The 12,584-nt window shown below is 70.0% G+C and carries 8 protein-coding genes and 4 pseudogenes; 7 read left to right on the top strand and 5 right to left on the bottom strand.

Annotation, left to right across the window (positions count from 1 at the left end; genetic code table 11):
• Window positions 1–170: 170 nt before the first annotated feature.
• The 3 genes from ABT403_RS37535 (at window position 171) to ABT403_RS37525 (ending at window position 2,396) form a co-directional block, all read left to right on the top strand.
• Window positions 171–518, top strand: a complete 348-nt coding sequence (locus tag ABT403_RS37535; protein WP_344154930.1) for an RICIN domain-containing protein — start codon at window positions 171–173, stop codon at window positions 516–518.
• 681 nt (window positions 519–1,199) lie between these two features.
• Window positions 1,200–1,739 carry a hypothetical protein gene (locus ABT403_RS37530; protein ID WP_344154933.1) on the top strand — a complete coding sequence of 180 codons (540 nt, stop codon included), beginning with the start codon at window positions 1,200–1,202 and terminating at the stop codon, window positions 1,737–1,739.
• Window positions 1,740–2,006: 267 nt separating this feature from the next.
• Window positions 2,007–2,396, top strand: a complete 390-nt coding sequence (locus ABT403_RS37525; RefSeq protein WP_425580144.1) for a transposase — start codon at window positions 2,007–2,009, stop codon at window positions 2,394–2,396.
• A gap of 79 nt (window positions 2,397–2,475) precedes the next feature.
• Here ABT403_RS37525 and ABT403_RS37520 read toward each other — a convergent pair.
• The 5 genes and pseudogenes from ABT403_RS37520 to ABT403_RS37500 form a co-directional block, all read right to left on the bottom strand.
• A pseudogene (locus ABT403_RS37520) lies at window positions 2,476–3,115 on the bottom strand (transposase family protein); the annotation flags it as partial.
• A gap of 39 nt (window positions 3,116–3,154) precedes the next feature.
• Entirely contained in the window at window positions 3,155–5,008 is a 1,854-nt protein-coding gene (locus tag ABT403_RS37515) for a pentapeptide repeat-containing protein (protein WP_425580141.1), read from the bottom strand.
• Window positions 5,009–5,185: 177 nt separating this feature from the next.
• Entirely contained in the window at window positions 5,186–5,941 is a 756-nt protein-coding gene (locus tag ABT403_RS37510; protein WP_344154936.1) for an outer membrane protein assembly factor BamB family protein, read from the bottom strand.
• 67 nt (window positions 5,942–6,008) lie between these two features.
• A pseudogene (locus ABT403_RS37505) lies at window positions 6,009–6,290 on the bottom strand (hypothetical protein); the annotation flags it as partial.
• 390 nt (window positions 6,291–6,680) lie between these two features.
• Window positions 6,681–7,340, bottom strand: a pseudogene (locus tag ABT403_RS37500) (serine/threonine-protein kinase); the annotation flags it as partial.
• Window positions 7,341–7,867: 527 nt separating this feature from the next.
• On the opposite strand from ABT403_RS37500, the gene ABT403_RS37495 reads away from it, so the two are divergent.
• The 4 genes and pseudogenes from ABT403_RS37495 (at window position 7,868) to ABT403_RS37480 (ending at window position 12,332) form a co-directional block, all read left to right on the top strand.
• Window positions 7,868–8,026, top strand: coding sequence for a hypothetical protein (locus ABT403_RS37495; RefSeq protein ID WP_344154945.1), 159 nt, complete (start codon window positions 7,868–7,870; stop codon window positions 8,024–8,026).
• A 965-nt stretch (window positions 8,027–8,991) separates the two neighbouring features.
• Window positions 8,992–9,201 (top strand): annotated as a pseudogene (locus ABT403_RS37490) (IS982 family transposase); the annotation flags it as partial.
• 235 nt (window positions 9,202–9,436) lie between these two features.
• The gene (locus ABT403_RS37485; protein ID WP_344154948.1) at window positions 9,437–11,062 is read left to right on the top strand and encodes an FAD-dependent monooxygenase; all 1,626 of its coding nucleotides are present in this window, start codon (window positions 9,437–9,439) and stop codon (window positions 11,060–11,062) included.
• 580 nt (window positions 11,063–11,642) lie between these two features.
• Window positions 11,643–12,332 (top strand): aspartate/glutamate racemase family protein, encoded by a 690-nt coding sequence (locus tag ABT403_RS37480; protein WP_344154951.1) that lies wholly within the window; start codon window positions 11,643–11,645, stop codon window positions 12,330–12,332.
• Window positions 12,333–12,584 lie beyond the last annotated feature (252 nt).

Genomic DNA, 12,584 nt, shown 5'->3' with positions numbered 1-12,584 from the left:
TCCTGCCCACCGCCGTGTTCCCTCCCGGCCTGCTGCTGATGGCCATCGGCGTCGCCCTGCTCAGTCTCACCCTGGTCCGACGCGCCCCCGCACTCGACGCCTAGAAAACCGATGAAGAACTGGCTGCGGGGCTACCCGGCCGCAAACCGGGCAGCCCCGCAGCCTATGCGGTGACGGGGGCCTCACAGCGCCGCGCGGCGTACGCGAGGGCCGGATTAACCCGCCCGGAGGACGGGGCCAGCTGGCTGCGGCGGTCAGCCGGCCGCCGCCGTGGGCCCCGCCCTGCCGTCGAGGCGGAGAGCATCAAGGACGGTGCTCAGATCGTCCAGTGGGAGTTCTTCGCTTCGAAGGACAACATGAAGTGGAACCTGGAGTACACCTCGGGCGGGTACTGCATCGTCCGGGCGGTTAACAGCAGCAAGTGCCTGGCTGTGTCCCAGGAGGCCACGAACGACGGCGCCAACTTCGTCCAGTGGGCCGATGTGGACCACCCCAACCAGCAGTTCCGCCTCGCCTGACCCACCCTTCCGCGTCAGCCCCGTCGGCGTCTGCCAACGGGGCTGACGTGCGATCAGCCGACGCTGCATCCACGTGAAGGTGACTTCGGTGTGGGTCTTGCGCAGGGTGCGCTCCAGCCTGGGTGTGCTCCTGACAGCAGGGCGGGACGGGGGCTTCCGCCCGGCCGGCGAACGCCCGCACCCAGCCACGGACCGTTCCGTCGGCCAAGCCCAGGTAGGCGGCGACCTGGCGGTGCCCCATTCCTAGAGCGGCTATCTCCAGCCCGGCCCCGATCACTACGGCCGCGTCCGCCCGCCGCGGCCACAATGCCTCCGTCAGCAGCACGTGCGTGACCTTGCAGCCCGAGCACCGAGTACGGCGGGGCCGCAGAAACAGACGAGCCCCCAGAACACCACGGATCCCAGCTGGCCGGCTCGCAGCTGTCGCTCTACCAGCAGCGCGTCCGCGTCCACGATCACCACCGACAGCCTCCGCGGCGAAGCTGTGGTCGGCTCCGAGCATGGACGAAGTACCGCCAGCCTGCCCAAACACCAAAAGATCATGCTGCTTGAGAGGAACCCGCCTTCACCCAAACCGTATCGGATCGAAGGGGCCCAGATCGCCTGCTGACCGTCAGGGACGGCGATTGCTGCTGGGGACCGGCAACGACTTGGAACTGTTCCTGTGCCAAGCTGCGGGCTATGGGGTGGACATTCAAGTTGCACGGCGGAATCGCGACCGCGCTGGGGACCGCGATGTTGGTGCTGGCCGCGCTCACCTGGCTTCCTGGATCCCTGCCGATGAGCGGGTCGGGGTGGCTGATGCCAGTGATTGTCGTGCTGCTCTTCCCGATTTTCATGTCTGCCTGGGTGCGTATGTTCCTGACGCGCGCGGACCGACACTCGGTGTGGATGGCCTTCCGATGCCTCTCCATCAAGGTTCAGCTGGGGCTTGCGACGTTGGCCATGGCAGGCGTCACGATGCTCATCGTCAGTATGGCCGCGGAATGCAACTTGCAGTCAGCCGAGGGGAAGGACGGCCGCTACTTCGCCTTCGATACAACGCCGGATGCGCGCGGCACGGTAGAGATCACCCAGAGCCAGTACGAGACAGTCCTGGAGAATGATCAGCGCAGCATGTTCGCGATCCCAGGCTTGCTCCTCATCAGCGCCGCATACGCCGTCCTGACATCCGGAGAGATCCGGCGAGCAGATCGAGGCCTTGTGCCGTCGAGGCCGTGAAGAAGCCATGATCCGCGGCGGTTGACGAAGCGTGCGCCGGTGCCCGGGCTGCGACGCGAGCCCGTACGCCGATTTTAGATGGCTCAGCGACAAGGCGTTCGTCTTCATGGTGTCGTCGCGGATGAAGAGACAGCACAGCACCAGACACGACCACAGTGCGGGTCCAACGGGAGTGTCGCCGTCACCCGTTCTCATCACCACCCATAGAGTCACCCAGCGGCCGCCCCTGGCCATCCTGCTCACCCCGGGCCAACGACACGACGGCCCCTGCGCACGCCCCCTCCTCGAACGCATCCGAGTACCCCACGAACCGGCCCCGGCCGCCCCCGCTGCCGCCTGGACCACGTCATCGCCGACAAGGCCTACAGCTCACGCGGCTTCCGGGCCTGCCTGCGCAAACGCGGTATCGGACACACGATCCCGGAGAAGAGCGACCAGAAGAAGCACCGCCGAAACCGGGGCCGGCGAGGCGGCCGGCCAACGGGCTTCAACAGTGAGACCTACCGCCGCCGGAACACCGTCGAACGCTGCTTCAACCAACTCAAGGCTTCCGTGGCATCGCCACCCCATACGAGAAGACCGCCACCTCCTACGAAGCGGCGGCCACACTCGCATCAATCCTGCTCGGGGCGAGATCAATTTGAAGACGGACCCTAAAGGGTGTTGCAGAAGGTCTGTCTCGGGCAGGCCTGAGTGGTGTCTGACCTGCTCTTTTACCCGGTGAGGGCGAGGTTGTGACCCGTCGGTGTTCGGCGTTGTCCTCCTCCTGCCCGCGCAGGAGGGGCCGTCCAGCCCTTCTGCGGTGCGGGACGATCAGCCCGGTGCCCAGGTAGGCGCCGTCCGCGATCACGGTCGTCCCGGCCGCCGCGGCAGGAAGATCCGACTCTCGCCACACATGGGCATCGGTCTTGTTCCCCGGCGCCGGCCGGGCCGAAGCGACCACCAGTCGCGTGTCGGCATCGATGACGACCTGCACGTTCGCCGAGAACCGGTAGTTCCTGGACGAAGCGCCGACCGACCCTGCGGTCGCGAACCGGGATCAGGGTTCCGTCCACGATCCACAGCCGGTCCACGTCCGCGACGGGCCGCGTTGCCGGCTCCAGCGCCAGCATCGGCCCCAGCCGCTGGATGACCCGGCAGACCGTCGCCGAGGAGATGCCGAAGAGCGGGGCAAGCTGGCGCATCGTGAGGTTGGTGCGGTAGAAGACCGCCACCAGCAGAACCCGGTCCGCCAGCGGCAGACACCACGGTCGGCCACCACCGGGCCCGTTCCCGCCCCGCTCCCGCACCACCCTCACCAACTTCACGAACCGATCCATCCGCAAGCCCGTGAACGTCTCCACCCACAACGACTCAGCCCGCAACACCCCACCCATACAGGCAAAATGCCCCGGACCGAACCTTCTGCAACACCTTTAGCGCTTCAGGCGGCTGCGCACTGCCAGGGCGGCGAGTCCGAGGAGGGCCGGCTCGGTGAGGCGGGACGCCATCTCGGTGTAGGTACCAGCGGTGGTCAGGTTCTGGCCGGAGGAGCGGAAGACCACCGAGTTGACAACCACCCGCAGGGACTTCTCGAACCGGTCGGTCGTCAGGCGTTCGCGGTAGGGGCCGTCCGGGTTGGCCGGGCCGGGTACGTCGGTGGTCATCGTGATGCTGCGGCCGACCACCGTGCCGGTGGTCCTCGGCTTCGGGTCGTTCTGCGGCAGGCCCCACAGCATCATCGCCAGCACAGTGACGGTCATGGCCGCAAGGAGCCAGCCCAGGGCGCGCGAGGCCCGCTGCCCGTAGCCGGACAGCGCCCAGTACGCGGTGAGCAGGCTCCGCTCGGCCCGGGGGATGTCGTCGGCATGGCGGCGCATCTCCATCTCGCCGTAGTAGAAGTCGGCGGCACCCGGTTCGTGCTTGCCGTCCTCGAAGGCCTTGCGCAGCTGCCGGTACACCGGGGCCAGTGCGGCAGGCTCCTGCACCTCCTCTCCCGCCGGCGCGGGCGTCCAGCCGTCGGCCGCCCGGCCCCGGGCGGCCCGCCAGTGATGCTCCTCGGCCAGCGTCCGGCGCGGGGTCCAGCGCGCGGGCCGTATCCCGCGTCGGCGCAGGCCGGCGGGGGCGGCGGCGAAGGTGTACTTGCCTTCGAGGCGGAGCTGGTCGAGGTGGACGGTTCCGGCGAGCAGGCACTCGGTGAGGTCCACGCCGGTCAGCACCAGGTGCGCGGCGTCCACTCCCCGTAACGACATGATCCGCACGCCGGGTTCCGGGCGGCCGGGTCCGCCCGAGAGGCCCTGTTCGTCCAGTTCCCCGCCGTCCACGGCGAAGGGCCGGGATCGGGCGGTGATGCTCAGCGGGCTCTCGACGACCGCATCGCAGAGGTCCACGGCCGCGTACCGCAGCCGCAGCGCCGCCGTAGACGTCCACCGCGTCCGCCGACACCGCACCGCCGCCGCGGCGGCCTCCAGCGTCATGGCGGCCCCGAACACCGCCTCGGACAGGTCCAGCGTCCCCGCGCAGACCAGCGGGCCGACCCGTGCGGAGCCCTCGAACGCCGCCCCGGCGAACGACACCCGGCCGTCGGCCGTCAGGCTGCGGAGCGTGGTGGTGAGGTTGATCCTGGCCCGGTCGAAGTGGCCGTCACCGCCGATGCGGGCCTGGTCGAGGGAGAGGAAGCCGCCGACCTCCATCCCTTTGAAGACCGCGTCCCGCCCGGTCCTCAGCTCGTCGAAGACGGCCCGGCCGTCCACGCGCATCCGTTCGAACGAGGCACTGCCGCCGACCTCCGTTCCCTCGAACACCGCACGCCGGCGGACCGTCATCCGTTCGAAGTCGGCGTCCCCGCCGATCCTGGCCTGCCGGAAGAGGGCGCGGCCGCCGATCTCTGCACGGTCGAAGGAGACGTTGCCGGCGATCTCGACCCCGTCGAACAGGGCGTCGCCGTCTATCCGTGCCAGGTCGAAGGGAACGGCGCCGTGGAACACCGCCTCCTCGAAATGGGCCTGGCCGATGCGCGGCCCGGCCGTGGCGGGCTCTGTGAGTGCGGTGAGGAGCTCCCTGATCAGCCCTTCGGTGAAGCGGGTGCCGCGGTGGTCGAGGTCCGCGCCGGGCCGGAGTCCCGCGAGGTGCGCGGCGCGTTCGGCGTCGGGGAGGTGGGCCAGGCATACGGCGTACGGCTCTACCCGCCGGCCCCTGCACCCGGCGCCGCCCGGCGGGGCTTCGGCGCAGTGCGGCCATGACGGTACGTCCGGTGCGGTGCGGCGGTACGGGGCAGCGGTCATGTCCATGAGACGTGGCATGGCAAGCGACCGGTTGCGGCAAGCCCGTGACGCGCCCACCGGCGGCCGGGGCCGGGGGGCCAGGGCCGAGGACCAATACCGGGGTCGGCCCGACGCCAGGACGGGTACCGGAATCCGAGCCGGAGCCGGGGGCTCGGGCTGGTCCGTCCACGGCATCAGTGCCGGTCAGGTCATGGCGGAAAGGGGGAACGCGTAGAGGCGCGATTCGGGTCCTTTATCTGTTTCGTTCGCGTAGTCCCGGAACCGGTCCGCGCAGCGTACATAGACGGTGCTGTCAGCCCAGACGATGTCGAGCACTTTCTTCTCCGGCAGGAGGCGCATCGGCCCTCGGCGCCCGGAGCTCACATCCACGCGGACCAGGCCGACACCCTCGACATCCGCTCGCAGGATCAGCGGGTCCCCCTCACCCGCGACTACTGGCGCGTTCCCGGAGGGGGAGAACAGGTCGCGGTACAGCCAGCGCTGTGTGCCGGTGCGGATGTCCACGGCCAGCGTGCCACTGGACTTATCGTCGGGCGCTGACTTGCCCATCACGACGGTGTCGCCGAAGACGCGGGGCGCGAACGCGTCGGGAACGGACCAAAGTCGTTTCCCGTCGGTCGCGGACCAGGCTTCCACGCCACCGGCGGGCAAGGTGTCCAGGAGCACCTTGTGCTCGGAGATGGGCTTGGCCCCGTCGAGTTCCTTGTAGGTGCTGACGAGCCGGCCGGTGTTCGAGTCGAGCACCGCCAGGTCGCTGCCGGTCTGGAAGAAGAGCCGGCCGGCGGCTTCGCCGACGTACGGTCGAACCTCGCGACCTTCCCATTCCCAGGTCCACAGTTGCTGACCGTCCACCTCGCCGACCGCGATCCAGGCGCCGCTCCTGCCCCCTGTGCAGGCGAGCACGATGCCGGACGCCTTCTCCAGGCCCAATGAAGGCATCCGGCATTCTCGCTGGGGGTAGTTCGTAGCGCCATTGGACGTCGCCGGTCGCGTGGTGCAGGGCGGAGACGTACGGGCCTTGGCCGACGAACGCGGCGACCGGCTTCGGGATCACGAAGGTGCCGCTCGTGACCTGGTTCCTGAGCGGGTCGTACTCCCAGCGGGCGATCCCCGTGCGTGGGTCCAGGGCCTTGAGAGGGCCACCCACGCCGTCCGTGGCGTAGAGCGTGTTCTCGGTGAAGGGTTTCAGTTGGTCGGCCCCCGGCGATACGCGCCACAGCTCCTTGCCGGTGCGGGAGTCGTGCACCACGGCTTGCTTCTCGCTGTCGGCACTGCCGACGACGACCACGGGGCCTGCCATGGTCAGCCTGGCGTCGGGCTGGAGTGAGAGCTTCCACGACGGCTTGAGCGTGCTGTTGGCCGAGCCCTTGTTTCCTCCGTCGCCACTGCCGCTGTCAGGGAGTATCTGCGGCACGGCGATCACGGTCGACACCGAGACCACGCCGAACAGTCCCAGGAGCACCGTCCGCCGCTGAACCGGCCGCTCGCGCGGCCCCTCCGCACGCCCTGCCGGGGCAGGCGGCTGCGCGGGCATTGCGGGCGCGGGTCGTCCGGTCGTCTCCTGCCCTCCCAGCTCGTGCAGCACGGCTCCCAGGCGAGCCGCCGTCTCCGCTGCCGAAGCGGGTCGGTTCCCCGGGGACTTGGCGAGCAGCTCCATCACCAGCTGCTCGAGACCGGCGTGCAGCCCCGTGCGGCGGCTGGACGGTGGCGCGGGAGTCTCCGTCGAGTGGGCGATGATCTGTGCGAGTGCGTCCCGGTCCCCGAACGGTGGTGTCCCGGTCAGGAGCTGGTAGAGCAGGCAGCCGACCGAATAGAGGTCCGAGGCCGGGCCGACCTCCCCTCCGCGGGCCTGTTCGGGTGACATCCAGGGGGCGCTGCCGAGGACCCCGCCGGCCTGACTCAGCCGGTCCAGTCCGAGCTCCGGGTGGAACCAGGCGATGCCGAAGTCGAGGACGCGTACGACGCCGTCCGCGGCTACCATCACGTTGGCCGGCTTGATGTCCCGGTGCACGATGCCCCGTTCGTGCGCAGCCTCCAAGGCGATGCACACCTGACGGGTCCATTCCACGGCCCGCACCACGGAGGGGAGACCGTCGGCCGCGAGGATGCGGTCGAGCGGCCGCCCGGCGGCCAGGGCCATGACAATGAACAGGGTGTCGCCGTCCCGCCCGAAGTCGTGCACGGTCACCACATGGGGGTTGTCGGACAAGCCGGCCGCGGCCCGCGCCTCGCGCTCCAGCCTCGCCGCCGCGTCGTCGGTGACACCGGGACCGGCCACGGTCTTCACCGCGACCTCACGGTGCAGAAGCAGATCCTCCGCCCTCCAGACAACGCCCATCCCCCCGGCACCAAGCCGCTCAACCAGTCGATAACGCCCGGATAAGACCCGTTCGGCCACTGTCATCCCCTTGTCACGGCACGGACCCTCCCAGCCTAGGGCGTGAATCCCCTGACAGGACGAGAATCTTGCCTGGTGAAGACTCCACCTCGCCGACATCTTCATCCGTCGCCAAGGTGAGCCGAAGGAAGGGGCCTGGGTGCCGTGCCGGCCTGGCTCACGCGGACGGGCAGCGCCCCCGTCCGCGCGAGTCCGCGGCGTCGGCTATGGGGGGATCACCACGCAGGGGATGTTCGGCGCGATGGGCGGTGGCTGGTTGCTGCCTCCGACGAGGCGGCCCAGCAGGAGGGCGATCGCCTCGTTGCGCAGGACGCGGGCGGCCTGGGAGAGTACGAGACCCTCGCTTCATGCGCCCGAAGACTTCGGACTTACTCGTCTAGGTCTGGACAGACCCTGGGCGCGACGGGACCGTACGCCGGTACCGGGCTGACGGCCGGCTGATCGCCGCCCTGCCGGAGGAACTGTCCGTGCCGCTCGTGAGGGGGGTCTACTGGAACAACCAGCCCCACCTCCTGGAGCTCCAGGCCCTGGGCCGAACGGTGGGGCCCCGGCCCGGACCCGGGCGCTGCGCAGCGCCGCCCGAAGCCCTCGCCGAACGCGCCCGCCACGCCGCCTGGTCATCATGACCGGGGACGTCGTCCGCGCCGCCCTGGAGCGCGTCCTCGGGGTGTAGGCGGCCCGTTGGTACTGCCCCAGGACGGGCACCGCGCCTCGCCCGGGCACACCATGCCGGCATGGGTGGCGGTGGGCGTGCCGGGGTTCGCGTCGAAAGCGGCGAGCTCGGCCGGGGGGCCCAGTGTGTCCGGCGGCGCGGACGAGGCGGGCGATGCCTTCGTCGATCCGCCGGGCCCGGGCGGGCACCAGGGTCACGGTCAGGCCAGCGTCCGCGATGTCGCGGCGAAGGCGGACCGGATCGTGGTCGGGCAGACATCCCCTGCTGAACACCAACCTCCTTGCATACAGAGCCCACTAACTGGGGTACACCGGCTCCCGGTGGCTGTCGCACTCCAGTTCCCGAAGCATCCTGGGTGCATCCGCGGCCAGGTTCTGTCCCGCCGATCAAGGATTGTGGGAGGATGCCGCCCATGACTTACCTCCGAAGGGGCCGTGCCTCGTAGAACACCAGCTTCACTTCGGCCGCGGGAACGCGGCTGGCGTAGACCCTGGGTGCGGTATCGCGATGTCCCAGGTCTGTCGGGAGCGGCGAATGCAGCTGTCCGTGTGTCGAACGGGAGCGCTTGTCTCCAGGCATCGTGGCGGTGGCGCTGAGCGTGTGGTACGTGCGCGTCTACGGCACGAGGCGCCGGTGGAGACAATGGGAGGCAGAGTTCACCTGCCCCTGCTGCGGTGAGGGTTGGGCCCGGGACAAGCTGCAAGATGCTCTGTTCATGCTTCCGCCAAGCGCCGCCGGCGAACTTCGGGTGCAGGTCGAGCGCCTGGACGCGGTGCTCCTCGGGCGAACGCATCACGAGCCGATGGAAGACCCGGAGTCGGCGTGGTGGCATCGCAGGTGCTGACCCGTTGCCCATTGACGGCCCCCGAGGGCCAGGGCGAGGCACTGCTGCTGGTCTACCGGGGCACTGGCCAGTAGCCCGGCCAATCCGGCTGCAACAAGCGCCTACGGGCTGCCAGCACGCTGATCAGCCGATTCATCGGCACCCTGGCCCGGGACACCGACCTTTGGCACGACGACGTGTGGATCGTCGACTCCAGCCCGGTCGAATGTGCTCGCTCACGCCCGACGGTCAAACGCTCCGACCTCTCGGGCTGGGCCGGCTACGGCTACTGCCCTGGGATGTCGTGCCGTATGGAGCCTGTCGGGTGCGCGAGTGCTCGTCGGGTCGCCGACGGGCCCGGCGGCGGCCGGTTGTCTTGTGCTTCGGGGGCTGTGCGCGCACAGGTTCCTGCGCGGCGGACATTGGGGCTGACTGTAGGGGGCGGATGATTGATCTCAGGCGGTTCGGGGCGTGGCGACCGCCCAACCGTCGCAGGTACCGGGTGCCCCGGCAGACCCGAGGTGAGCAGAGGAGCTCGACATGCCCGTAGCGATCACCGAGGCGGAGGTGTTGATCGTCGGTGGCGGGCCGGTCGGGCTCACCGCCCGAGCGCTGCTGGAACGCTGGGGCGTACGGGCGCTGCTGGTCGAGAAGCACGGCGAGCTGTCGCCCTTTCCCCGGTCTCGGCTGGTCAACGTACGCTCGATGGAGATCTTCCGGGGGCTCGGCCTCGCCGCCGGGATCACGGCCAACGCGTTCGCACCGGAGTACGGCCGCGTGCGCTTCCGCGGCACCCTGCACGACCGCGACTACGCCACTGCGGCGATGGTCGGGGTCAACGCGCCCGTGCCCGAGAGCCCGGTCATCGGTGTGGTCACCTCCCAGGACCGGCTGGAGCCCGCCCTGCTCGGCGCGGCGGATGCGCCGGTGCGGTTCGGAGTCGAGCTGATCGGCCTGGCCGAGGAGGCCGACGGTGTCGTGGCCCGGCTCTTCGACCGCGGACGAGGTGAGGAGACCCGCGTCCACGCCCGTTATGTCCTCGCCGCCGACGGCGCGAACTCCACAGTCCGGGGCCTGCTGGGAATCGGCACCGCCGGCCCGGGGGCGCTCGGGGACTTCACCACCGTCGTGTTCGACGCCGACTTCGATCGTTCGCGCGCCCCGGAACCCGCGGGGGTCTACTTCACCCCGTACGGCTCGATCGGCCCGCTCTACCCCGAGGGAGGCTGGGCCTGGTTCGGTCCCACCCCCGACAGCCCATCGCCCGCCGACTGGACGGACCTCGTCTCGAGGGCCCTCGGCCCGGGCGCCGGCGTACGGCCCGACGTACTGCGGGTCCAGCACTGGGTGATGAACGCGTTCGTCGCCGAGCGCTTGCGGCACGGCCGGACCCTGCTGGCGGGCGATGCCGCGCACGCGGTGCCCCCCATCGGTGGTCTGGGCATGAACACCGGTATCGCCGACGTGCACAACCTGTGCTGGAAACTGGCCGGCGTCGTGCACGGGTGGGCCACACCGGGCCTGCTGGAGACATACAGGACGGAACGGGAACCCGTCGCCCATCTGACGCTCGGCCAGGCGGTGGCAAATTCCAGACTGCTGATGGATGTGCAGAATCGGCTTCGAGAGCAGCTCCAGACCGGCGAAGCGACCTCGGGACCGGTCGAACTTCCCTGGTCGGAACGGTACTTCGCGCAACTCGGCCTGGTGCTCGGCGTCACATACCGCTCAGCCGCCGTCCTCACCGACGGTGACGCCCCGCCCCCTCCGCCCGACCACGGGACCCGGCCGTCCGACGGTGTGGCGCCGCCCGAGCCACCCGAGCCGCCGGGCGAAGGCACGGACTACGTCCCCACCGCCGAACCGGGCCATCGCATGCCCCACCTCTGGCTCAGCCGCGACCGCTCCACTATCGACGCCTTCGGCGAGTGGTTCACCCTGCTCACCCGCGACCCCGCCGACCGGCTGGGACCGGCCGCGGGATTCTGGCCGCTGCGCATCGAGACCCTTCGCGACGAGCACCTCGGCCTCTGCGGCCTCCGCCCGCACGGCGCACTGCTCGTCCGACCCGACGGCCATATCGCCGCCCGCTGGCGCGACCGCGCGCCAAGCGACTCCACTCTCCGCCGCGCCCTCACCGCCATCACCCGCTCGGCACCCTCCTGATGGCCGGCATGTAAGTGGATACGGCCCGGCCCTCTCGGGCACCCGCGTGGTCCTGGTGGTGATGCCGGCGGCGTGAAGCGGACCAGGCGCTTCATCAAGCCCAGCAGCTGCGGCAGCGGTGGCGGGGAAAACGTACGGGCGTCCTCGTCGGTGACGGTGAGGGACGTCAGGCCGCCGCGGTACCACCAAGAGACCCGGGGGGACAGCGCACCGGGCCAGTCCCCGTGGGCGTGCAGGCCTACGCAGGCGGGCCGTTGACGCCATCGGCGTCGGCGACGGAGCCGTCGGCGATCGGGCGGTAGCCCACCCCGGTGCCGGTCAGGCACGGCGACGAGGGCGCCGGGTGCCGGCGGCACAGCAGGTCCTCGGCACTCTCACCGCCCCCCTGGCTTACCCGTCGGAGTCCGGCAAAGTGGGCGGGGTCGGGTGTGCCATGGCGGTTCACCCCTGGAGCCCTACGACGATCTCGAGCATGATCGCCATAAGTAACCCTTTGAGGGTGCTGGGCTATATTTGGGATTGCTTTCAGGTGGGTGGTTTTGCAGGATGGGGCCGTTACCGTGCTGCGAGGGGAACGACCATGCGGACCATCGGGCTGATCGGCGGGATGAGCTGGGAATCCACCGCCGAGTACTACCGGCTGCTCAACGAGTTCACGCGTGAGCGGCTCGGCGGGCTGCATTCGGCCCGGTGCGTGCTCTACTCGGTGGATTTCGCGGAGATCGAGCGCCTCCAGGTACAGGGCCGCTGGGCCGAGGCGGCCGAAGTGCTGGCCGAGGCCGGACGCTCCCTGGAGCGAGCCGGCGCGGACATGGTGCTGATCTGCACCAACACCATGCACAAGGTCGCCGACCAGGTCGAGGCGGCCGTCTCGGTCCCGCTCCTGCACCTGGCCGATGCGACGGCGCAGGCGGTACGGGATGCCGGCCTGCGGCGGATCGGGCTACTCGGCACGGCATTCACCATGGAGGAGGACTTCTACCGCGACCGACTGGCAGCGGGTGGGCTCGAGGTCCGCGTGCCGGACGCCGCGGGGCGCTCGGTCGTCCACCGGGTGATCTACGAGGAGCTCTGCCTCGGCGTGGTGCGGGAGGAGTCCCGCTGGGCCTACCGGCACATCATCGAGGAGCTCGTCGCGCAGGGCGCGGAGGGCGTGGTCCTGGGATGCACGGAGATCGAGCTTCTCGTCGGCCCGCAGGACAGTCCGGTGCCGGTGTTCCCCACCGCGCGACTGCACGCGGCGGCTGCCGTCGAGGCAGCGCTCGCCTGACGGCTTGCGCTCACCCCACGGCTGACGTCGGTCTTGATGCCGATCCACCGGTCCGGCTCGGCACTTTTCGAGCAACACCTCTCAAGGTTTCTGACCTGGCAGGCCGTGTAGGCGGAGCTCCATTCCTGCTCGCACGACTGGCCCGGCTTCGACGATGCCGACTTCGCTGGAGCCCTGCGTGGTACGGCACGCTCGGCACGGGCAAAGCCCGGGCCCGGGTTCGCCTCCCGGCTCCGTGCGCACGATTTAGCC

Source organism: Streptomyces sp. NPDC000075 (assembly GCF_040301925.1).
Lineage (GTDB): Bacteria > Actinomycetota > Actinomycetes > Streptomycetales > Streptomycetaceae > Streptomyces > Streptomyces polychromogenes.
Note: the sequence above shows the minus strand (reverse complement) of the source record. Positions and strands in the feature narration are given on the sequence as shown.